General features: G+C 67.6%; 20 protein-coding genes. 11 read left to right on the forward strand and 9 right to left on the reverse strand.

The genetic code is table 11. From position 1 onward, the window contains the following. Positions 1-21: 21 nt before the first annotated feature. Positions 22-711, reverse strand: coding sequence for a GntR family transcriptional regulator (locus tag ACYVKZ_RS08355; RefSeq protein WP_460991688.1), 690 nt, complete (start codon positions 709-711; stop codon positions 22-24). Between the two features lie 204 nt (positions 712-915). Next, entirely contained in the window at positions 916-2184 is a 1269-nt protein-coding gene (locus ACYVKZ_RS08360; RefSeq protein WP_460991689.1) for an NYN domain-containing protein, read from the reverse strand. Positions 2185-2306: 122 nt separating this feature from the next. Here ACYVKZ_RS08360 and ACYVKZ_RS08365 point away from each other — a divergent pair, with 122 nt between their 5' ends. Next, positions 2307-2807, forward strand: a complete 501-nt coding sequence (locus tag ACYVKZ_RS08365; RefSeq protein WP_460991690.1) for a hypothetical protein — start codon at positions 2307-2309, stop codon at positions 2805-2807. A gap of 51 nt (positions 2808-2858) precedes the next feature. Here ACYVKZ_RS08365 and ACYVKZ_RS08370 read toward each other — a convergent pair whose 3' ends face one another. The 7 genes from ACYVKZ_RS08370 to ACYVKZ_RS08400 are packed head-to-tail and all read right to left on the reverse strand — an operon-like array spanning position 2859 to position 9589. After that, positions 2859-3281, reverse strand: a complete 423-nt coding sequence (locus ACYVKZ_RS08370) for a rhodanese-like domain-containing protein (protein WP_460991691.1) — start codon at positions 3279-3281, stop codon at positions 2859-2861. 2 nt (positions 3282-3283) lie between these two features. Then, the gene (locus ACYVKZ_RS08375) at positions 3284-3916 is read right to left on the reverse strand and encodes a bifunctional 4-hydroxy-2-oxoglutarate aldolase/2-dehydro-3-deoxy-phosphogluconate aldolase (protein ID WP_460991692.1); all 633 of its coding nucleotides are present in this window, start codon (positions 3914-3916) and stop codon (positions 3284-3286) included. Positions 3917-3933: 17 nt separating this feature from the next. Next, a complete protein-coding gene (locus ACYVKZ_RS08380; protein WP_460991693.1) occupies positions 3934-4866 on the reverse strand; it encodes a sugar kinase in 933 nt (310 codons plus the stop codon). Positions 4867-4872: 6 nt separating this feature from the next. Then, positions 4873-6441: an N-acyl-D-amino-acid deacylase family protein gene (locus ACYVKZ_RS08385; RefSeq protein ID WP_460991694.1), complete on the reverse strand. Its 1569-nt coding sequence runs from the start codon at positions 6439-6441 to the stop codon at positions 4873-4875. A 24-nt stretch (positions 6442-6465) separates the two neighbouring features. Then, the gene (locus ACYVKZ_RS08390; protein WP_460991695.1) at positions 6466-7779 is read right to left on the reverse strand and encodes a type III PLP-dependent enzyme domain-containing protein; all 1314 of its coding nucleotides are present in this window, start codon (positions 7777-7779) and stop codon (positions 6466-6468) included. Positions 7780-7786: 7 nt separating this feature from the next. Then, positions 7787-8179, reverse strand: a complete 393-nt coding sequence (locus ACYVKZ_RS08395; protein ID WP_460991696.1) for a RidA family protein — start codon at positions 8177-8179, stop codon at positions 7787-7789. A 39-nt stretch (positions 8180-8218) separates the two neighbouring features. Further along, positions 8219-9589 carry an MFS transporter gene (locus ACYVKZ_RS08400; RefSeq protein ID WP_460991697.1) on the reverse strand — a complete coding sequence of 457 codons (1371 nt, stop codon included), beginning with the start codon at positions 9587-9589 and terminating at the stop codon, positions 8219-8221. A gap of 151 nt (positions 9590-9740) precedes the next feature. On the opposite strand from ACYVKZ_RS08400, the gene ACYVKZ_RS08405 reads away from it, so the two are divergent. The 10 genes from ACYVKZ_RS08405 to ACYVKZ_RS08450 all read left to right on the forward strand — a co-directional run bounded on the left by ACYVKZ_RS08405 (position 9741) and on the right by ACYVKZ_RS08450 (position 20841). Continuing rightward, the gene (locus ACYVKZ_RS08405) at positions 9741-10481 is read left to right on the forward strand and encodes a helix-turn-helix transcriptional regulator (protein ID WP_460991698.1); all 741 of its coding nucleotides are present in this window, start codon (positions 9741-9743) and stop codon (positions 10479-10481) included. Positions 10482-10829: 348 nt separating this feature from the next. Then, a complete protein-coding gene (locus ACYVKZ_RS08410; protein ID WP_460991699.1) occupies positions 10830-11537 on the forward strand; it encodes a GntR family transcriptional regulator in 708 nt (235 codons plus the stop codon). 12 nt (positions 11538-11549) lie between these two features. Next, the gene (locus ACYVKZ_RS08415; RefSeq protein ID WP_460991700.1) at positions 11550-12443 is read left to right on the forward strand and encodes a dihydrodipicolinate synthase family protein; all 894 of its coding nucleotides are present in this window, start codon (positions 11550-11552) and stop codon (positions 12441-12443) included. Between the two features lie 153 nt (positions 12444-12596). Continuing rightward, the gene (locus ACYVKZ_RS08420) at positions 12597-13436 is read left to right on the forward strand and encodes a carbohydrate ABC transporter permease (RefSeq protein ID WP_460991701.1); all 840 of its coding nucleotides are present in this window, start codon (positions 12597-12599) and stop codon (positions 13434-13436) included. Beyond that, positions 13429-14307 (forward strand): carbohydrate ABC transporter permease, encoded by an 879-nt coding sequence (locus tag ACYVKZ_RS08425; RefSeq protein ID WP_460991702.1) that lies wholly within the window; start codon positions 13429-13431, stop codon positions 14305-14307. Before ACYVKZ_RS08420 ends, ACYVKZ_RS08425 begins: the two co-directional genes overlap by 8 nt. Before the next feature lie 52 nt (positions 14308-14359). Further along, the gene (locus ACYVKZ_RS08430; RefSeq protein ID WP_460991703.1) at positions 14360-15649 is read left to right on the forward strand and encodes an ABC transporter substrate-binding protein; all 1290 of its coding nucleotides are present in this window, start codon (positions 14360-14362) and stop codon (positions 15647-15649) included. Positions 15650-15704: 55 nt separating this feature from the next. After that, the gene (locus ACYVKZ_RS08435) at positions 15705-17216 is read left to right on the forward strand and encodes an FAD-dependent oxidoreductase (protein WP_460991704.1); all 1512 of its coding nucleotides are present in this window, start codon (positions 15705-15707) and stop codon (positions 17214-17216) included. A 65-nt stretch (positions 17217-17281) separates the two neighbouring features. Further along, positions 17282-18751: an FGGY-family carbohydrate kinase gene (locus ACYVKZ_RS08440; protein ID WP_460991705.1), complete on the forward strand. Its 1470-nt coding sequence runs from the start codon at positions 17282-17284 to the stop codon at positions 18749-18751. A 16-nt stretch (positions 18752-18767) separates the two neighbouring features. After that, a complete protein-coding gene (locus ACYVKZ_RS08445) occupies positions 18768-20411 on the forward strand; it encodes a fucose isomerase (RefSeq protein ID WP_460991706.1) in 1644 nt (547 codons plus the stop codon). A gap of 136 nt (positions 20412-20547) precedes the next feature. Further along, positions 20548-20841 (forward strand): putative quinol monooxygenase, encoded by a 294-nt coding sequence (locus tag ACYVKZ_RS08450; protein ID WP_460991707.1) that lies wholly within the window; start codon positions 20548-20550, stop codon positions 20839-20841. The last annotated feature ends 44 nt before the right edge of the window (positions 20842-20885 follow it).

Raw genomic sequence — 20885 nt, forward strand, 5'->3', positions numbered from 1 at the left:
TTATCCAGCGATAGTGCACATTTAGCTGGTCTTGAGTCCCACCTCGCCTGCGCTGCGGACGGCAGCCATGGTCGTCTGGTAGTGGGTGCGGAGCAGCGCGGCCGTAAGGCGGGGGTCTCGCGCCAGTGCGGCGGCGAGGATGTCGCGGTGCTCCTGCTCGATGTCCCGGTCAGCGTAGCGGGTTGCAGCTCCCGCCCAACGCCCGTAGAGCTGGCTCAGGTCGGAGAGGACCAGCGTGAGGTCAATCAGCACCGGGACCCCGCACGCCTCGACGAGCTTGGCATGGAAGGCCTGGTGGGCTTCGTTCCATGCCTCGGTGTGCTCGTCTGGATTCTCGGCCTCGCGGCGCTGGGTCCGCTCCAGCGTATGGTGCGCGGCCATGAGTTCGGACTCCCAGTCGAGGGTGCCGCGTTCGATCGCGAGGCGAGCCGCGAGTTCCTCGTTGACGCACCGCATCTCGGTGATGTCCTCGAGATCGGCCAGGGAGAGCTCGGGGACGAAGAATCCGCGGTTGGGGCGCAGGAGCACGAGTCGATTGCCCACCAGTCGCGTGAGGGCCTCCCGGACCACTGTGCTGCTCGTGTCGTAGTGCTCCGAGAGTGCGGTCAGCTGCAGCTTGGCTCCCGGGGCCCAGCGGCCAGCGAGGATGTCGCGTCGCAGTGCATCGTACAGGTGCTTTGAGAGCGTCTCCGCGTCGGTCTTCTTCGCCATAGCCGAATTGTACCAAGGGCACCAGAAAACAGAACGGTAAGTTAAATACATATCGCACGACAAGCGGATGCCTACCGTCGCTGCTTCGCGGACCTGTCCCTCCACACAGGCCATCAGCACGCTCTCCCGCCCGTGGTCCCTCCTTCAGGGCCTGCCACCCCGGCCACGCGTCAGACTGCCCCGAGGAGCCCGGCCGGCTGCAGTTCAACCCTCGCTGTCCGAGCTGGGGCAGTGGAGCCAGTCGGCGAGTTCGCGCTTCTCGGATGCGCCGACCTCAAGGCCGGCCGTCTCGGCTCGCCTCAGGATGCTCGTGTAAAGCGCCCGGGCGATGCTCTCCGCACCCGGAGAGGGGTGCGCGTTCAGATTCGTCTCCGCATCCCTGCACGCTCGAATGACAAAGGCAAAGGCGCTGCGGGGAATATCCGCCCCCTTCACAGCAGCCTGGTCGCGCGACCACTTTGAAGCCTCGGTCGGGTTGAACTCGTGCTCGCGGGCATAGGCTTCGAGCATCTCGAAGACGATTGGCCACGCGGCCGAGGGTATTCTCGGCATGCCGGTCACTTCGGCGAAGTTCTTGACGATGGGCGGCAGGCTCACGGCCGACGCTGGCACGGCCGCTGCCGACGGCGGTGTCACTATCGGCTCAGCATGCCGCGCGGAGTCCCATAGGTAGTGCTGGGAAAACTGGACGTTCGGGAGCCCCAGCCGCTCAATGGCTCGACGAAATGAACCAGCCCCGAACCATGTGCCGCCCCCGTCCATGCCGCGTGTTCTGAGCTGTGAGGAAAGCTGGGCCATATTCAGAGGCGCAGTGGCCTTTGAGTAGATCTCACGCACGGATTCTTCGAAGCCGCAGGAGTTCGCGCCGAGGCCAGTATTGTGCACTTGCGGCAGCGGGGCAGGGATGGCGGCCTCTTCCTCGAAGTCGACCGTCGAGTCGTTGGACATGAGATCGAACATGTCCTGCTCGTCGAGAAACCGGTCCGCGAGCGCTTCGTATGCTGGCGCCGTGGAGGATGTGGCGATAACCGTCACCCGGCGGTCGTCTGCCCGAAGGACCTGAAGCAGCGGAGTGAAGTCGGCGTCAGCGGATGCGATGACGAACTCGTCGTATCTCGTATTCGCTCTCAATGCTGTCATGACGTCGATGACAATCCGGATGTCCGCGCCGTTCTTGGATCCCCTAGTCAGCGCCGGACAGTCCACCACCTCGACGCCCGCCTGGGTGAAGAACGGGCGGAACTTTGAGAAGAACAGGCGCTCACCCTGCTTCCAGGGATCGGGGACCCAACCAGCCGGGTTCATGTAGCAGCGAAGGACGAGCCACCTGCGCGCGATGTCGTCCGAGTCTTGGCCAGCTAGTCTGTGCAGCCACCGGGCGGGACTCTCAGCCATGGACAGCGCGGAGGCCGGATCAGCCGAAATGAGCCCACTGAAGAAGTTGTCGAAATCCAGGAAGAGTGCTGCCCTCACGATCCCAACTCTTACAGAGTGACCGCGGCCACACGCGCACCGACACAACCTTGGATTCGCTTCCGCGCCCGGATAAAGCACCCGGCACTCAACGTATGCATGACACACTTCACCACGACACAATGTCCGATCTGAATGATGCCCTGGCACGGACACGTGAGAATTTTGTGATGAACAAATCCTTGGCCCCTGTTGTTATCGCCGTTGCCCTCGCACTGAGTGGCTGCGCCGGAACGGCGGCAAACGGCACAGACGCCGCCACTAGTTCTGCATCAAAGCAGGAAGCGCCAAAACCTCCCACTCTGACCGGCTCGTGGAAGCAGGAGAACTCTGCTGGGAAGACTTCCTATCAGCAGGCCACGATCACCGGCGACAAGATGACGATTGATTGGGTCTCCGACGGTGGGAACACGACGTCGACCTATTGGATCGGCGATTTCAAAGCGCCGACGGATGCGAAGGAGCCCTATACGTGGACTTCTTCGCGAGATGTCGAAGCCACGCGCTCCGCCCTGCTGGCGTCCTCGGATGCGACCAAGGAATTCACCTATCAGGACGGCGCCATCAGCTACAAGGTCTCAGCGCTGGGAACAACAACTACCGTGAAGCTGAAGAAGAGCTAGGCCCTCCCAGAGACTCCCCGGCGAGCCCATCCTCGCCGGGGAATCCGCTCTCTAACTGGTTGGACTGCCTCCAAAGTGCGTGACGAGCGGGTCCGGATCCCCCTTCTCGACCCCGCCTGCCCGCTCCACCGCGAAGCCGTTGCGCACCCAGTACTCGTACCCGCCGATCAGCTCGCGCACCTCGAAGCCCTCGGCGAGCAGGCGGCGCGCGGTGTGCGTGGCGCCATTGCAGCCGGGGCCCCACCCGTACACGATGAGGGTCCGGTCGGGCGGCAGATCGGCCAGACGGTCGTCCAGGGCATTGTTCGGAAGGTGCAGCGCGCCGGCGATGTGCCCCTGGTCCCATGACGACTGCCGGCGGGTATCGACGATGACGGCGGTCCCATCAGCCTGCGCCTCGGCGGCCGCGACGACGTCGATCTCGTAGGCCAGCTTCGCCTCCACGAACGCCAGCAGGTCGCTCTGCGAGGCCACCGCTACCGCCCCGACTGCACCGGCTGGCCGGAGGTGCCGAGCAGTTCCGCGAGTTTGGGGAGCTGGGACGGGTCCTCGAGTGCCGATCCGACTGCGACGACCCGCGCACCGGCGGCGAGGAAGTCGCCTGCGTTCCCGGCGTGCATTCCGCCGGTCGTGACGAACTTGGCCGCGGGGAAGGGGCCCTTCATCGCCTTGATCCACTCGGTGCCCAGCACGGAGGCGGGGAAGGCCTTGAGCCAGGTCAGGCCTTCCTTGAGCGCGATCTGCACCTCACTCGGCGTCGCCACCCCGGGCAGCGGCAGCAGCCCGGCCTCGGAGGAGGCCCGGACCACCTCGAGGTCGAAGCCGGGGCTCACGGTGAAGTGCGCGCCCGCGTCGATCGCCTGCTGCACGTGCTCGGCAGTGACCACGGTGCCCGCGCCCACCACCTTGCCCCTCTCGCGCCCGGCGGCCGCGACGGCGCGCAGGGCCTCGACGTCGTCGGGGGTCTGGATGGGCAGTTCGACGACGTCGATGCCGAGGTCCCAGGCGGTGGTGGAGACGGCGAGGCTCCTCTCCACGCCGATGCCGCGCAGGATCGCCATGAGCGGCGCTCCGCCGAAGATGCTGCTGAACTCAGAGTTGTCGATCATCGGAAAGACCGGTCCTTTCAGGGGAGGGGCTGCGTGAGGGCTGCCGGCGCGGCAGCGGGTGGGTCTGCGACGAAGTCGCTCATCGAGAGCAGGACCAGTCTCGCCCGTTCGTGGCCGGCACGGAGCCGCCCGGAGGCGCCCGCGCCGTTCAGGCCGGCCGCGAGGTAGCCCGCGGCGAACGCGTCACCGGCGCCGACCGCCTCGAGGACCTCGGTGGGGATCGCGGGCTCGAACACGGTTCCGTCCCGGCCCAGTTCGGTGGCGCCGATGTCGCCGTCCTTGACCACGATTCTGTCGGGCCCCGGCAGGAGCCCTCGGACGTCGTCCGGCGTCGCGCAGCCCCACAGGGCCTGCGCCTCGTCGAGGCCCACGAAAACCACGTCCGCGCGGTCGGCGATCCGGCGCAGCTCGCCGGCGGCCGCGCCCTCGGGCCACAGGGAGGGCCGGTAGTTGACGTCGAACGTCAGCGTCGCGGTGCTCGCGGCGACGCGGTCGATCACGGCGTCGACCAGGGCGGCGCAGGTCGCGGACAGCGCAGGCGTGATCCCCGAGAGGTGCACGATGTCGGCGTCCTCGAGCGGGATGCCCACGATGGTGGCGGGGCCCATCCGGGAGGCGGCAGACCCGCGCCGGTAGTAGAGGACTCCGTGGCCCGGGTCCTTGAAGTAGACGCCGGTGGGGGCCTCCGGGTCGGCCGTGACCCACCGGGTGTCCACGCCGCGCTCCCCGATGGCGCGGACGATCCGGCGTCCGAGGACGTCGTCGCCCACGGCGCTCACCCAGGCCGAGGGGATCCCCAGATGGGCAGTATGGCAGGCGACGTTGGACTCGGCTCCGCCGGGGTGGAGGCCCACGTCGTCGGCCGTGGCGAGGGACTCCGCACGCGCGGGCGTCACCATCATCATCGTCTCGCCGATCGTGATCAGGCGTGGGTTCGAGGTGTGCAGCATGACTCCCTATTCTCCGATGTGCTCGCGCCGGAGCCCGCGTCCCGGGGCGCCGTCGACGAGCGCGCCGCGGGCGAGCACCGGCTGGCCCGCCACGAGGACGTCGTCGATGCCCACCGCTTCGCCAAGCGGTTCCTCGTACGTGGCCGTGTCAGCGACCGTCTGAGGGTCGACGACGATGAGGTCGGCGACCCAGCCCGGTGCCACTCGGCCGCGGCGGCCCAGGCTGAATCGAGCCGCCGGGTCGGTGGACAGGTGGCCGGCCGCCTCCGGCCAGGACCACGTCGGCGTCTCCCTCACGAAGTCGCGCAGGTAGCGCGCGAACGTGCCGCGGGCCCGAGGATGCGGGTGGGCGCCGATGAAGATGCCGTCCGAGCCGCCGAGGTGGCGGGGGCTGGAGAAGATGGCCGCGAGCTCGGAGGTCGGCCGCTCGTGGCGCACCGCCATAATGGCGTTGACCTCGAGCCGGGACGCCGCGAGCACGTCCAGCGCGAAGTCGATGGGATCGGCGCCGTTCCGCGCGGCGGCCGCGTCGAGGGTGAGGCCGTGGGCCCACGCGAACTCGGGGGCTGCGATGTGGGCGAGGGTGATCATCGAGGGCCACTCGGGTCCGAGGCTCGCGTTGCGCTCCACCTTCGGGAACCACTCGCGGCGCAGCAGTGCCCGCTGGGCAGGGTCGCTGATGGCCTCGACGATGGCCTCCGCGGGCAGCAGTGAGAGGTCCGGCGGCAGCAGCGGCATGGCCAACAGCGTGCAGCCGCGGGTGTAGGGGTAGGCGTCGAAGGTGGCGTCCACGCCAGCCCGGGCGAGGGCCTCGAGCTGCTCGGCGACGATGTGCGCCTGGGCGTGGAAATGCGAGATGTGGACCCGGGCTCCGGAGGCCCCGGCGATGCGGGCGATCTCGTCGACCCCTGCGGCGGAGTTCGCCTCGTACCCGCCGCGCATGTGGGTGACGTAGACGCCGCCGGCCTCGGCCACCGGGGCGCAGAGCGCCGCGATCTCCTCGGTGGTGGCGAAGATCCCGGGGGCGTAGTCGAGCCCGGTGGACACCCCCACCGCGCCGTCGCGCATGCCCTCCTCGACGAGCGCGGCCATCGCGGCGCGCTGCGCCTCGTCCGCGGGGGCGGTGGAGCGGCCGCAGACCTCCCAGCGCACCGTCCCGGCCGGCACGAGGTAGGCGGCGTTCAGCCGCGACCGGCCGTCCGCCGCCGCGAGATAGGCAGCGACGCCGCCTCCGGCATAGCGAGGGTGCGGGCCGTTGATGGCGGCGAAGTACTCGCTCGCGTAGGCTCCGCTGCCCGGCGCGTACGAGACCCCGTCCTGCCCGGCGATCACCGTGGTGACCCCCTGCCTGAGCAGGGCCCGCTGCACGGCCTCGTCCTCGAGGAGTCCGTCGGCGTGCGAGTGCGCGTCGATGAATCCGGGCAGCACGTAGCGCCCGGTGCAGTCGATGATCTGGTCGTCGGGGCCGGGCGCGATCTCGTCGATCTCGGTGATCAGCTCACCGTCGACGGCGACATCCGCCGTCCGCATCCCGGTGCTGTCGACGACTGTGCCGCCGCGCAGGAGCAACCGCATCGTGCGCCTTTCCGTGTAGAGGGGTCAGAAGAACGTCTGGACGAGGTCGACGACGCGGTCGTCGTCCTGCGAGGCCACGACGGGCAGGTAACGCCACTTGTCGAACGTGGTGCAGGGGTGCGACAGCCCCAGCGCGACGACCGAGCCGAGGGCTACGTCCTGGCCTGCCAGCCCCAGATAGCTGTGCTGGTCGTTCATGGCCAGGATCGAGGCCTCCGCGAGGGGCGCCCACTCGCCGTCCAGGTCGGCCGCGACGGCGCGGGGCACCGGGAGCCCCTCGTCGAACGGGAAGTCCCGCTTCCCGCCGTCGAGCAGCGCGAGGCCGCGTTCGGGGTGGGACACCACACGGGCGACGCCGCGCATCGCCGAGCGCAGTCGGCTCGCCGTTCCCGGGCCGGCGGCTCGGGCGCTCCCCTCGTCGAACGGGGAGATCTGGCGGTAGAACCCGTCGTCGTGCGTGATGTAGGCGCCGCTGCGCAGCGTCCACAGGGTGCGCGAGCCGCCAGTGCGCGAATCGCTGGCCATCGCGCGGCCGAACACGTCGGCGACCACGTCGGGGTAGGCGCTTCCGCCCGCCGTGACGTAGAGGTCGCCCTCGCCGTCGTACAGCTCCCCCAGGTCGCGGTGCAGGTCGACCTGTCGCTCCACGTAGGAGCGCACGGCGGCGAGGGAGGCGTCCGACCGGTCGTGCGCGAGCGCGCCCTCGTAGCCGGAGACGCCCGCCAGGCGGAGGACGTCGGAAGCGGCAGCCCGCCGCGCGACGTCGTGCGCCTCGGCGACCGTCCGCGCGCCGGTGCGCCCGCCGGGGGCGCCCAGCTCCACGCACACGTCCACCGGCCGGGGCGTGCCGGCGCGGCGGAGCCCGCGTTCCATCGCCTCGAGCGTCGCGATCGAGTCGGCCCAGCAGACGAAGCGGAGCTCCGGGTCCGCCAGCTCACCGGCGAGGTAGGCCAGCGAGCGCTCGTCGACCACGGAGTTGGCCAGCATGATCGAGGCCAGGCCGAAGCTGCGCGCGGTGCGGACCTGCCCCATGGTGGCGAGCGTGATGCCGAGGCTGCCGGCGTCGAGCTGCTGCTGCCACAGCGAGGGTGCCATGGTGGTCTTGCCGTGCGGCATCAGCTCGAGCCCGCGGTCCGCGCACCACCGGCCCATCACGGTGAGGTTGTGCCTGATCCGTTCGCCGTCGAGGGCGACGATCGGGGTCCAGAACTCGGAGAGCCTCGGCCCGCTGGCGAGGAACTCGGCCACCGTCATCCCGACGGCGCGGGCCGGGATTCCCTTGTCGCGTGGGGAGAGCCGGGTGGTACCCAGCTCCCCCAGTCGCAGCTGCCCTGCCATCCGTTCCTCAGCGACCCTCGGGCACTGCGGCCACCACGTCGATCTCGACGAGGATGTTCGCCAGCTGCGACCCGACCGTGGTGCGGACCGGATAGGGCTCCGAGAAGAACTCCTGGTACGCCTCGTTGAAGGAGGCGAAGTCGGCCAGGTCGGCGAGGTGCACGGTGGTCTTGACGCAGTCGTCCAGCGTGAGCCCGCGCTCGGCGAGGACGGCCTGGATGTTGCGCAGCACCTGGCGGGTCTGCTCACCGACCGCATCGGCGACGGCGCCGGTGGCGGGATCCTGCGGGCCGAAGCCGGCGGTGTAGACGAATCCGTTGGCCTCAATCGCCTGGCTGTAGGGGCCGGCGGGCTGCGGGGCGTTGGTGGTGTGGAAGGCGGTCTTGGTGGTGACGGTCATGAGGTGTCCTCTTCTCTGGCGAAGTCTCAGCGGGTGGTTCTAGTGGTGGGAGGTCTCGGGTGCGGTGGTCTCAGCTGCGGGCTCGTGCAGCCGGCCCGCGTCCTCGGTGTCCGGCCGGAAGGAAGCGTAGGCGGTGGCGATCACGCCGATGAGGGCGATCACCGCGACGTAGATGATCACGGGCCACACGCTGCCGAAGGCTGCGGAGAGGGCGGTCGCGATGAGCGGGGCGAAGCCGCCGCCGATCGTGTTCGAGATCTGGTAGCCGATGTTGACCCCGGTGGTGCGGGCCTCGACGTCGAACATCTCGACCAGCATCGTCTGGAGCGTGCCCTGCATGGCCACGCCGGGGATCACGAAGCCGACCACCATGCCCAGCCAGATCAGGATCGCGGTCTGGGTGCTGAAGAGCGCGAAGGCGGGGTAGACCAGCAGGGCAAAGGCGATGCAGGCGCCGATGTAGACCTTGCGGCGGCCGATCCTGTCCGAGAGGCTCCCCCACATCGGCGCGACGAAGATCTGCAGGACGCCCACAATCATGGTGCCGATGAAGCCAACCTGCGCCTGGGTGCCCTTGGAGACCATGTAGGCGAGGCCGAACGTCAGGACGACGTAGCCGGCGATGCTCTGCGGCAGGCCGATGAGGATGCCGAGGATGGCGTTCTTCGGGTGCCGGAAGACCTCGCGGAGCGGGGACTTCCGCTGCGCGCCGGCAGACTTGCGGTTCGCCGACAGCTCCTTGAACTCCTCGGATTCCTCCAGCTTGGACCGCAGCACGATCGCCACGACGGCCAGGACGAGGGCGAGGAGGAACGGGACGCGCCAGCCCCACTCCATGAAGAACGACTTGGGTCCGGCGCCGAAGGCCGCCATCAGGCCGGCCGAGGCCACGTTGGCGATGCCGGCGCCGCTGATGAGCAGCGCGCCGTACAGGCCGCGCTTGCCGGCCGGGGCGTGCTCGACGACGAGCGCCGCCGCGCCGCCCATCTCGCCGCCCACGAACAGCCCCTGCAGCATCCGGAAGAAGAGCAGGAGGATCGGTGCGGCGATCCCGATGGAGCTGGCCGAGGGGATCAGGCCGATCGCGGCCGTCGAGATGCCCATGCCGATGACGGTGATCATCAGGGTGGTCTTCCGGCCCATGCGGTCGCCGATGTGGCCGAAGACCAAGCCGCCGATCGGCCGGAGCAGGAAGCCGAACGCGAAGCTGGCGAACGAGGAGAGCGTTCCGACCACGGGGTTGTCGCCCGGGAAGAAGACCGCGGGGAAGACGGTGGCTGAGGCCAGCCCGTAGAGGTAGTAGTCGAAGTACTCCATGAGCGTGCCGATCGCGCCGCCAGCGACCGTGCGGCGCTGCTTCGCTGAGATCGAGCGCCACCCCGATTGCGGTACCTGGTATGCCTGTGCCACGAGAGCCTCCTTGCCCCGATGTGTGCAGATGCGGTGAGTGCGGGCGGCGAGTCGCCCGGCCCTTCGGTGATGAAGCTAGCACCCCCTTGAACAGTCTGTCTACGACCAATACAATTTGTCTATGGCCTTCGGCGACGCGTAGGACTGACCCATGAGCGAGGTAGACATGACCCTGACTTCGGCCCAGCCGGCGGCTGACCACCCGCTCGCCCGCATGGGAACCTACGAGTCCGTGGACGAGATCCTCGCCGTGTTCCGCCCGGCCATGCACGCGATGGCGGCGGCCGTGGGCCCGGGGTGCGAGGTGGTGCTGCACGACCTCTCGGCCCCCGATGTGGACCTCGGCCACACCATCGCCGCCATCGAGAACGGGCACGTGACCGGGCGCGAGGTGGGGGGCCCGTCGTCGAGCCTCGGAGCCGGGGTGCTCCACAACCAGGGCGCGGAGCACAACGCGTTCGGCTACCGCGGATTCACGGCCGACGGGCGCGAGCTGCGCTGCTCCTCGGTGTACTTCCGCAACTCGTCCGGCCGCATCATCGCCGCCCTCTGCATCAACTTCGACATCAGCACGATCCAGCGCCTGCAGTCCCTCCTCCAGGGCCTGCTGCCGGCGGCCGCGTCCGACTCCCCCGAGCAGCCGAACGAGTTCTTCGGGCGGGACCTCGTGGCCGTGATGGACGCGATGGTCACAGAGGCCATCCGCGAGGTGGGCAAGCCCGTGGACCAGATGAGCCGCGACGACCGCATCGCCATCCTGACCAAACTCGACCAGCAGGGCGTGCTGCAGATGCGGAAGGGCATCGATCGCGTCGCGGCGCGCCTGGGGATCTCGCGGGTGACGGCGTACTCGTACCTGGATGAGGCGCGGAACCACGACGCGGGTGAGTGACAGCCACAGTTGGCAACCGAATCAACAGCCCTCGGGAATCCCGCGCCGAGAACTGGTCTTATGTAAGGTTGCACCTTCAAGTAGCTCGTCCATAGATCAGGTGCGTGCTCCTGTCCCGTGGTTAGCGAACCCGAACGCCCGCCACGGCCAGCTGCGGCCAACGTCGCAAGGCGCGATTGGCGGCCGGGCATCGCCGACACCCGCGCTTTTCCGGCGGCATGAGGCGTTCCGGACCCCAGGAGCAACTGCACGCTGACCTTCATCCTTGTGATCCTTGACACAGTTGGGTGGCGTTGTCTACGGTTAACCGTAATCCGATAACCGATAACCGATAACCGCGAGGCTGATGTGGGAGATCTCAACCTGATTGCCGGGGTCACTGCCCCGCAGAACAGCGTGCTGGGGAAGCAGGTCGTGGATCAGATGCGGCTGCTGATCATCACTGGGAAAATCCCTGCGGGAACCCATCTGGTCGAGGCGCAGCTTTCCACCATGTTCAACGTCAGCAGGGGTCCCATTCGCGACGCCTTGACGATGCTGGAGGCTGAGGGCCTCGTTGAGGGCCGCCGGCGAGGCTGCTTCGTCGTAGGCCTCGAACCTCGGGACATCGAGGAGCTGTACTCGGTGCGCGAGGCGATCGAAATCGCAGCACTCAAGGTCGCCGTGAAGGCCTCCCGTGATGCATGGGGCAAGGCGGAGGCCCCCTTAGAGCGGATGAGGCTCGCCGCCAAAGATGGCGACCATCTTGAATTCGCCCACGCCGACATGGCGTTCCACGCCAGCTTCTACACGATCGCGGAGCACCGGCGGCTTCAGCGGATCTGGCAGCAGTACGAGCCCACCTTCACGGTGCTCCTCGAGCTCACCACAGCGGAGGACATCGACTTGGGCCCCTCGTACGAGTCCCACGTTGAAATCCACGACCTGATGCTCGCAGGAAAGCTGGATGAGGCGACGCTGAGCCTGCAGGAGCATCTGCTCGGCTCGCGGGCCCGGCTAGTGAGGGCATTCGCCCGGCTGCACGCCACTGAGGGCGTGCAAGAAGACACCAAGTAGGAAGACCTCACTGTGCAATCACCCCTTCTCATCTCTGCCCCGCCGACCGCTTTCGGCGCCCGTGGCGAGATCGACTTCGCCTCCACTGCACGCATTTTCGAGCACACGCTCGACGGCGGCGTCGACGCCATGTTCGTCAACGGCACTACCGGCGAATTCGCTGCCTTGGACCGCGCCGAGCGGCGCCAGCTCCTCGAGCTGGCAGTGGGCGTCGCCGGGCCCGCGCGAGTCATCGCGCACGTCGGATCGGCGTCTCCGTTCGAGGCTCGGCTGCTGGCTCTCGATGCCTGCGAACTCGGGATCGGGCGGCTCTCCGTACTGACCCCCTTCTACATGCCGGCCTCGCTCGACGGCATCCGCCGCCAGATCGGATCGGTCAGGGAGGCTGCGCCGGAAGAGCAGCTCTTCCTCTACCTCTTTCCCGACCGGACGGGAGTGGAGGTTGCACCGGAGACGGCGGCGTCCCTCCTCGAGGAGTTCGATCTGGCGGGCGCCAAGCTCTCCATCGCCGGCACGGACTACCTGGCTGCTGTCGCGGCCTCACCCTCGTCGCAGTCCCGCACGGTCCTCTCGGGGAATGACGGCCTGATGCGCGAGGTGCTCGCCGCAGGAGGCGGGGGCGTGGTCTCCGGCATCTCAGCCTCGGTTCCGGCACCGTTCGCCCGGCTGAAGCAGGCAATCGCACAGGGCGACGCCGAGGCCGCCGACCAGTGGGCAGAGAAGGTCAACTCGATCGTCCCGGTTCTCGGCCCGAGCATCAGCGCCCTCAAGCTCTCACTGCACCTCCAGGGCGTCATCGACTCCCCAATGTGCCGGATGGCCATCGACGATCCCTCATCCGAACTGGCCGCGCGTGTCCGAACCGTGGTCGGCCAAGTTGAAGCCCTCTCGGCCTCAGCCGGCTAAGCGGACCGGAACCCCAAGGAGAACAGCGTGGTTCTGCATTCAGAGACGAAAACCCGGCCCCGGACCTCGATCGGCGCACCGCTCCCAGCCCCGCGGAAGGGAGGGAAACCGCGGCGCCACTCGGGTGGGGTCGGCTCGAGCTCTCCCCTCGGATTGGCCTGGGGACTGATCATCCCCTCGATCCTCGTGGTCGCGGCCGTATCGATCGTGCCGATCGCGTACGCGGTGAACCTGAGCCTGCACAACACGACCTTCATGCGGGTGGGCAGCTTCGCCGGCCTGGGGAACTTCTTGCCCATCTTCACGACTCCATCGGGTCTGGCCCAGATTGGCCGGTCCCTTGCCTACGTGCTGGGGTCCCTGGCCATCACGGTGCCCCTGAGCCTGGGACTTGCGAACCTGCTGAATCAGGAAGTGCGGTTCCGCAGCGTCTTTAGAGTGCTGATCCTGCTGCCATGGGTTGTGTCGCAGACCGTGGCCGCCCTGCTGTGGAAATGGATGGTCGATCCCAGTTACGGCCCGCTGGGCCTAGGCAACGTCGGCGGGACGAAGGTAGATTTCCTCTCAGATCCGGTCCTGGCCATGGTCCTGCTGATCATCGTGAACGTCTGGATCAGTTATCCCCTTGCCACCATCCTCTGCCTCGCGTCGCTGCAGACGGTGCCCAGCGAGCTGATGGAAGCCGCCCAAGTCGACGGCGCGGGAGCGTTCCGCCGGTTCATGCAGGTGACCCTGCCGCTGATGAAGCCCACCCTGTTCGTAGTAGCGATCCAGCTGACCCTCCTTTACTTCAACATGGTCACGCTCGTCTACACGCTCACCGGCGGCGGACCCTTGGACGGGACGAACGTGCTGTCCCTTTCCGCCTTCAAGCAGAGCTTCGAGTTCTTCCATATCGGCCTCGGGGCGGCCTACAGCGTGGTCCTGTTCGCGTTCAACATCCTGTTCGGCGCCGCCTACATCCGGCTTCTGAGGAGTGAGAAGAATGTCTGAGACCCTGCTCCAAGCTTCCAAGGCCGCTACTCGCCCGGCCGCCAGGCGCCGCGGCAAGCGGACGAACCCGCTCATCTACCTGGCTCTGGTCGCGGCGTCGCTCTTCGCAGTGCTGCCGCTGCTGTGGGGGCTGAGCACTTCCTTCAAGCCCGAATCCGCTACCCTGACCGACACCGGCTGGATCCCGAAGGAGTTCTCTCTGGAGAACTACCGGCTGGTGCTCTTCCAGTCCAAGATCCCCACCTACCTGGGCAACACGCTCCTGGTAGCCGGCCTGACCGTCTTGGCCACGATCGTAATCGCGGTCTTCGGCGCATACGCCGCGGCCCGCTTCCGCTTCCGCGGGAAGAGCACCAGCCTCCTGCTGATCCTCATGACGAGCATGATCCCGGGCATCGCCATCCTGGTTCCGCTGTACTTCCTCGCGGTCCAGCTCGGCCTGTACGACACCTACGCCGTGATGGTCATCATCTACACCGCCTGGCAGATCCCGACGGTGATCTGGATGCTCAAGGGCTTTTTCGAATCCATTCCCGACTCGATCGAGGAAGCAGGCCGAGTGGACGGCGCATCGCCCCTGCGGGTGATGGTGCAGCTGATCTTCCCCCTGGCCGTCCCCGGCATCGTAGCCTCGGCCGTGATCGCCTTCATCTACGTCTGGAACGACTTCCTCATCGCATCGACGATGATCTCCCACGACGACAAGCGCCTCGTTGCCGTCGGCCTCTACAACTACCTCTCCCAGTACGGGATCGTCTGGGGCCAGCTCACCGCGGCGGTAGTCGTCACCGTCATCCCAATCGTGCTGGTCTTCGTGCTCATGGAGCGCCGCATCGTCGCAGGCCTCTCCGCCGGTGCCACCAAGGGCTAGACACCCCAACCATTCACTCCTTCTTCCGAAAGGAAAGACCATGAATACAGACATGAGCCGCAGGAGCGCCTGCCTCCTCATCGCCGGCGCCCTCGCGCTCCCCCTGGCAGCCTGCAACGGCCAGTCCGGAGGAGGAGGGGGAGGGGGCAAGAAGGACCTGGCGCTATGGACCTTCCTGGACCCGAACAGCTCCGACGACCCCCGCGGGGCGGCCCTGAAGCAGATCGTCAGCGACTACAACGCCCAGGCCAACGGCACGGCTGTGACGGTGCGCTCGATCAACTACGCGAAGATCGACGCCGAGGTCATCAAGGCCACCGCCAGCGGCCAGGGTCCGGACATCCTGAACGTCTACTCCAACCAGCTGCCCATGCACGTCCAAGCCCAGACCCTCCAGCCGCTCACCATGTACGCCCAGCCAGTGCTCGACCAAGCCGGCAAGGATTTCCTCTTCCCCAAGGACGGAATCACCTTCAACGGCCAGATCATGGCCATGCCCTGGGAGGTGCGGGCCTGGCTGCTGTGGTACCGGGCCGACCTGCTCAAGGCCGCTGGCCTGCAGCCGCCGAAGACCCTGGATGAGCTCGGCAAGACAGCCGCCGCCCTGCACAAGAGCAGCGGCAAGACAGGCCTCGGGATCGGGTTCTCGAACTCCGGCCTCGGCGCCGACTTCATCGAGAAGTTCATCCCGCTCACTTGGGGCAACGGAGGAGAGGTCCTCAAGGACGGCAAGGCGGTCTTCAACTCCGACGCCGGCCGGACCGCCATGGGCTACCTCACTCAGCTGCACACTGAGGGCGCCTTCGGCGACGAGGTCCTGAGCATGGGCGCCGATGATGTGGTCAACGGGATCAAGGCCGGCTCGATCGCTATGGCAATCGAGGGCTCCTACCGGGTGGCGGCTGCACGGGCAGGCAAGGGCATCGGCCAGAACCTCCAGACCGCCCCGATCCCCTCCGCCGACCCATCCAAGCCGCTGCCCACCCAGGTCGCCGGCCAGACCCTCGGCATCGGTGCCTCGACCGGCAACCCGGACGCCGCGTGGGACTTCATCCGCTACTACACCGCCCAGGCCGCGCAGGAGAAGTTCGCCGCTGCGGGGGTGCTGCCTGTCTCCTCGAAGGCGTATGACTCGGCCACCGTGAAGGCCCTCCCGAATGCCCAAGAGCTCCTGCAGTGGCGCGACTACCTCCTCGGCTACGGGCGGCCCGCCCCGGTCTCGGCCAACTTCAACGAGCTCTCCGACTCCCTGGTCAGCGCCGGGCAGCAGGTCGTCTTCAAGAACGCCGATCCCGCCAAGTCGCTCGACGACGTCGCCTCCAAGTTCAACTCGAAGCAGTGACCGCAGGCGGCACATCCGCGCTGCCCTCCCCCGCCGAACCCAGTAAGGATCTACATTGACCAAGAGCACCGATTACGACGTGATCGTCTGCGGCGGCGGCCCCTCCGGCTTTGTCGCGGCCATAGCCGCCGGCCGTGCAGGCGCGCGCACCCTGCTCATCGAGAAGTACGGCTTCGTCGGCGGCATGGCCACCTCCGCCTGGCTCGGGCCCATCTCGCCGATGCACTTCGGAGACGAGCGGGTGATCGCCGGTATCCCGGAGGAGTTCGTCGAGCGGATGCGCGTGGCTGGCGGCTCCACTGGCCACTTGCGGTGCACGAACCCGCACGGCAGCGGCGCCTACCTCGGCTTCTATGACCGCGAGCACTACAAGTGGGCCGCCATCCAGATGCTCCAGGAAGCCGGAGTCGAGCTCCTCTTCCACTCCTTCGTCGCTGGCGTCTCCGTGGACGGGGACACCGTGACCGGGGTGGAGGTCTCCAACAAGGGCGGCAAGACGGCCTACACCGCGAAGGTCATCGTCGATGCCACCGGCGACGGTGACGTCGCTGCCCTGGCCGGGGCAGAGCACACCGTCGGCAACGAAGGCGGCATCTCCCAGCCCGGGACGCTGATGTTCGACATGGCCAACGTGGACACCGACCGGTTGAAGCAGTACATGGACGAGCACCTCGACCACTTCGAGTGGGCCTCGGAGATGGTCGCCCTCAAGCCCTTCTCTGAGAAGCTGCAGCAGACCCACTTCGTCGGCCAGGGCTTCCTCGACCTCGTCGGCCAGGGCCTGCGCAGCGAGGAGCTCTACCTCGGCCGTGACTCGATCCTCTTCCTCACCACCACCCACCCCGGCCTCGTCCACTTCAACTCGACCCGCATCGCCGGGCTCGACGGCCGCTCCGCCGAGTCCCTGACCCGGGCCGAAATCGACGGGCGCCGCCAGGTCATGTCGCTCTCAGAGTTCATCGTCAAGCACATCCCCGGCTTCGAGAACGCCTACCTCGCCGGAACCGGCACCCAAGTCGGCGTCCGGGAATCCCGCCACATCACCGGCGAGTACGTCATCACGGGCGAGGATGTCCTGAGCGGGCGCAAGTTCGACGACGTCGTGGTGCGGGGATACTTCCCCGTCGACATCCACAACCTCAAGGGCAAGGAAGGCTACCAAGGCGGAGGCCTCTGGGCAGATCCCGAGGACTCCTACGACATCCCCCTGCGCACCCTCATCCCGATCCGCCTCAACGGCCTCGTCATGTCCGGCCGGGCCATCTCCGCCACCCACGAGGCCCACGGCTCCCTGCGGACCCAGGGAGGGGCGATGGCGATCGGCCACGCCTCCGGCGTCCTCGCCGCTCAGGCAGCCCTCCGGGGAGAGCAGCCGCGGGAGGTCCCCTACCCCGCCGTCGAGCGCGTCCTGCTCGAACAGGGAGCCTCCCTCCGACGGGACAAGAAGAAGGCCGCCGCCGAAAAGGAAGCCGCCGACCAGGCCAACCGGGAAGCCCTCGCCTCCGGCAAGATCACCGGCCTCTACTTCCCCCACGGGGTCCTCACCGGCGCCGCCCCGCGCCTCTAGTCGTCTGGCCGCCCCGGGAAGCCGGGCCGGCTCACCTGAAGATCCTGGCACGCGAAGGAGGGCAGATGGGTTCGCCTGTATATCTGGGGTTCGATGTGGGGACGTCCAGCAGCAAGGGGGTGCTTGTTGCCCCGGACGGGAAGGTGGTGCGCTCGGCTGTGCGGGAGCACCAGGTCTCTCGCCCCCGCCCGGGCCAGGTCGAGATGCGCGGCGAGGTGTGGTGGGAGGAGTTCCTCCAGATCGCCGTGGAGCTGACCGCGGGCGGGGACGAGATCGTCGTCGGCGTCGGGGTCAGCGGGATGGGCCCCTGCGTCCTGCTCACCGACGACGAAGGGACACCGCTGCGCCCGGCGATCCTGTACGGCGTGGACACGCGGGCCACCGAGCAGATCGCCAAGCTCACGGCACAGCTGGGCGCCGATGACGTCCTGGCCCGGTGCGGGTCGGTCCTGACTACGCAGGCGGTGGGGCCGAAGCTGACGTGGGTCCGGGAGCACGAGCCCGAGGTGTTCGCCCGGGCGCGAAGGCTCTTCATGCCGGCGTCGTTCCTGGCCTACAAGCTCACAGGGCAGTACGGGCTGGACTTCCACTCGGCCAGCCAGAGCACGCCGCTGTTCGACACCGACAGCCTGTCCTGGTACATGCCGTGGATCAAGCGGATCTGCCCAGACCTCGAACTGCCGCCGCTGAAGTGGTCGGACGAAACGATCGGCGAGGTGACCGCCGACGTCCCCGGCATCCCGCGGGGGACCCCGGTGACCATGGGAACGATCGACGCCTGGACCGAGGCCGTCAGCGTCGGGGCCCAGAACCCCGGGGACCTGATGCTGATGTACGGCACCACGATGTTCCTTGTCTGCACGGTCTCCGAGCCGATCCGGACCCCCTCGATGTGGGGCACCGTCGGGGCGTTCGAGGGCACCCGCAACCTCGCCGGAGGGATGGCGACATCAGGCGCCATCACCGACTGGCTGCGGGAGACGTTCGGCTCGCCCGACTACCCAGTCCTCCTGCGCGAAGCCGATGAGTCCGGCATCGGCGCCCGCGGGCTGCTGATGCTGCCGTACTTCGCAGGTGAACGCACCCCCATCATGGACCCCCATGCACGCGGCGGCCTCCTGGGACTCACGCTCATGCACCGGCGTGGCGACCTGTACCGCGCAGCGCTGGAGGCCACCGCCTTCGGCGTCCGTCACAACGTCGAAGCCATGCAGGCAGCCGGTGCCCGGATAGGCCGGGTGGTGGCGGTCGGCGGGGGGACGCAGGGGAACCTGTGGACCCAGATCGTCACCGACGTCACCGGCCTGGACCAGACCATCCCCACCATCACCATCGGAGCGAGCTACGGGGCGGCGTTCCTCGCCGCCCGACTCGCAGGCATCCCAGACATCGCCGCTTGGAACCCCCCAGCACGCGTCCTGAAGCCCGACCAAGACGCCAAAGCCCGCTACGACGAGCTCTACGGCCTCTACCGGGACTTCTACACCTCCACCGCCCCCATTGCCCACCGGCTCGGCGCCGCAGTCGTCAACTGACCAGAGAGAAGGCACCATGACCGCCTACCAGTTCCCGGCCCCAGCGGAACGACCCGAAGTCCAGCCCAAGACTGCCTACCTCATCGCCAGCGGTGACCTGCGCGAGTCGGCCAACGTTGCAGGCTGGCCCACCCAGGCCGCACTCGAGGACGCAGTCCGCCGCGTTTTCGAACAGCTCGGATGGTCCGTCCGCCGCGCCCACGAGCTCGACCCCGCCACCGGGCACGGCTTCATCTCCAGCCAGCGGATGGGCCTGGAGGTCTTCAAGAACATCCCCGCCGACGCGCCCCTGATCGTCGCCGAGGCCGTGTGGCAGTACAGCCACCACGTCCTGGCCGGCCTGCGCACCCACCGCGGACCGATCCTGACCATCGCCAACTTCTCAGGCACCTGGCCCGGCCTCGTCGGCCTGCTCGGCCTGAACGCCGGGCTCACCAAGATGGACAAGGAATACTCCACCCTCTGGAGCGTCGACTTCGCCGACGACTGGTTCAAGAACGGAATCCGCAGCTGGGTCGAGACCGGCACGATCCCCCACGACTTCAGCCACGTCCGCGAGCTCCCGGCATTACCCGACACCGAAGAAAGCCGCCTCGGCGCAGCCATCGCCGAGGAGCTCCTGTCCGAGAAGGCTATCATCGGCGTGTTCGACGAAGGCTGCATGGGAATGTACAACGCCATCATCGACGACGAAATGCTCAACCAGCTCGGCATCTACAAGGAACGCCTCTCACAGTCAGCGCTCTACGCGGAGATGCTCACGGTCTCCGATGAGGAGGCCGCCGCGGTCGGCAAATGGCTCACCGACCACGGCATGACCTTCCGTCTCGGCACGGACGAGAAGACCGAGCTGACCCAAGAGCAGCTCCAGTGGCAGTACAAGATGTACATCGCCGCCCTACGCATCGCCGACGACTTCGGCCTCGACGCCGCAGGCATCCAGTACCAGCAGGGCCTGAAGGACCTGGTCCCAGCGAGCGATCTCGCCGAAGGCCTGCTGAACGCCGCCGACCGCCCCCCTGTCACCAGCCGAGACGGACGGCGGATCCTGCACGAAGGGCGCCCGCTGCCCCACTTCAACGAGGCCGACGAAGGCGTCGCCATCGACGCCCTGATCACAGACCGCCTCTGGCGCGCCATGGGCCTCCTCCCAGACAACACCTTGCACGACGTGCGCTGGGGCGAGCAGTACGGCGAAGAGTTCGTATGGGTCTACGAGATCTCCGGCTCCGTCCCCGCCTCCCACCTCGGCGGGTATGAGCACGCCGAAGGCTGGCGCCAGGACCCCGTCTTCTTCCCCGCAGGGGGCAGCACCATCAACGGCGTCTCAAAGCCCGGTGAAGTGGTCCTCAGCCGCATCTACATCGCAGAGGGAGTCCTGAACGCCGACCTCTTCCGAGGCACCGTCGTCGAACTCCCCGAAGAGGAGACCCAGCGCCGTAAGGAAGCCACGAACCCCGAGTGGCCCATCGCCCACGTCGTCCTCCACGAAGTGACCCGCGACCAGTTCATGGCCCAGCACAAGGCCAACCACGTCCAGCTGGTCTACGCGCCCGACGCCGAAACCGCAGACAAGGCCCTCACAGCCAAGGCCGCCCTCCTGCACCGACTCGGCATCCGGGTACGCCTCATCGGGCGGGTTGCCATTCAGACCTCGTGAGGAGTGGGCCCCTATGGAACGGCGCAGGCTGGCTGCCGTAGAGCCCTCTCCTGCCAGCGCGGTGCTGGCACCATTTTCGCAGCTGACCAGAGCCGATACCGCGTTCCCATCCAGAGCACGCACAAAGAGACAAGACATGCCCAAAGACATCTACACCGAGTACACCGCCCTCCCCGGCCATGAAGCGCGCGTCGAGGAACTCATTCGCAAACTCACTGCTGCTGCTCTGGGAGAACCGGGGATCTTGCGCTTCCTGCCCTACACGTTCAACGGGCATCCGAGGAAGTACTTCGTACTCGAGAGGTACATCAATGAAGCGGCCTTCGAGGTGCACGTCACCTCGGAGAAGCGGCGCAGATTCACCGAGGAAATCAGCCTTCTAATCGAGGATCACGCCGCGGCGATGTCGCCCCTGAAGGCACTCCACTGACTACTTCCTAGGCCTGGATCACGGCCTCGCGAAGCGAAGAAAGC

Source organism: Sinomonas soli, from assembly GCF_054782415.1.

Coding starts and splice junctions, on each gene's coding strand:
- ACYVKZ_RS08405 (WP_460991698.1), top strand. CDS start 9,741: ATGAGCGAGGTAGACATGACCCTGACTTCGGCCCAGCCGGCGGCTGAC.
- ACYVKZ_RS08365 (WP_460991690.1), top strand. CDS start 2,307: ATGTCCGATCTGAATGATGCCCTGGCACGGACACGTGAGAATTTTGTG.
- ACYVKZ_RS08375 (WP_460991692.1), bottom strand. CDS start 3,916: ATGATCGACAACTCTGAGTTCAGCAGCATCTTCGGCGGAGCGCCGCTC.
- ACYVKZ_RS08430 (WP_460991703.1), top strand. CDS start 14,360: ATGAGCCGCAGGAGCGCCTGCCTCCTCATCGCCGGCGCCCTCGCGCTC.
- ACYVKZ_RS08440 (WP_460991705.1), top strand. CDS start 17,282: ATGGGTTCGCCTGTATATCTGGGGTTCGATGTGGGGACGTCCAGCAGC.
- ACYVKZ_RS08355 (WP_460991688.1), bottom strand. CDS start 711: ATGGCGAAGAAGACCGACGCGGAGACGCTCTCAAAGCACCTGTACGAT.
- ACYVKZ_RS08390 (WP_460991695.1), bottom strand. CDS start 7,779: ATGGCAGGGCAGCTGCGACTGGGGGAGCTGGGTACCACCCGGCTCTCC.
- ACYVKZ_RS08445 (WP_460991706.1), top strand. CDS start 18,768: ATGACCGCCTACCAGTTCCCGGCCCCAGCGGAACGACCCGAAGTCCAG.
- ACYVKZ_RS08385 (WP_460991694.1), bottom strand. CDS start 6,441: ATGCGGTTGCTCCTGCGCGGCGGCACAGTCGTCGACAGCACCGGGATG.
- ACYVKZ_RS08395 (WP_460991696.1), bottom strand. CDS start 8,179: ATGACCGTCACCACCAAGACCGCCTTCCACACCACCAACGCCCCGCAG.
- ACYVKZ_RS08425 (WP_460991702.1), top strand. CDS start 13,429: ATGTCTGAGACCCTGCTCCAAGCTTCCAAGGCCGCTACTCGCCCGGCC.
- ACYVKZ_RS08380 (WP_460991693.1), bottom strand. CDS start 4,866: ATGCTGCACACCTCGAACCCACGCCTGATCACGATCGGCGAGACGATG.
- ACYVKZ_RS08450 (WP_460991707.1), top strand. CDS start 20,548: ATGCCCAAAGACATCTACACCGAGTACACCGCCCTCCCCGGCCATGAA.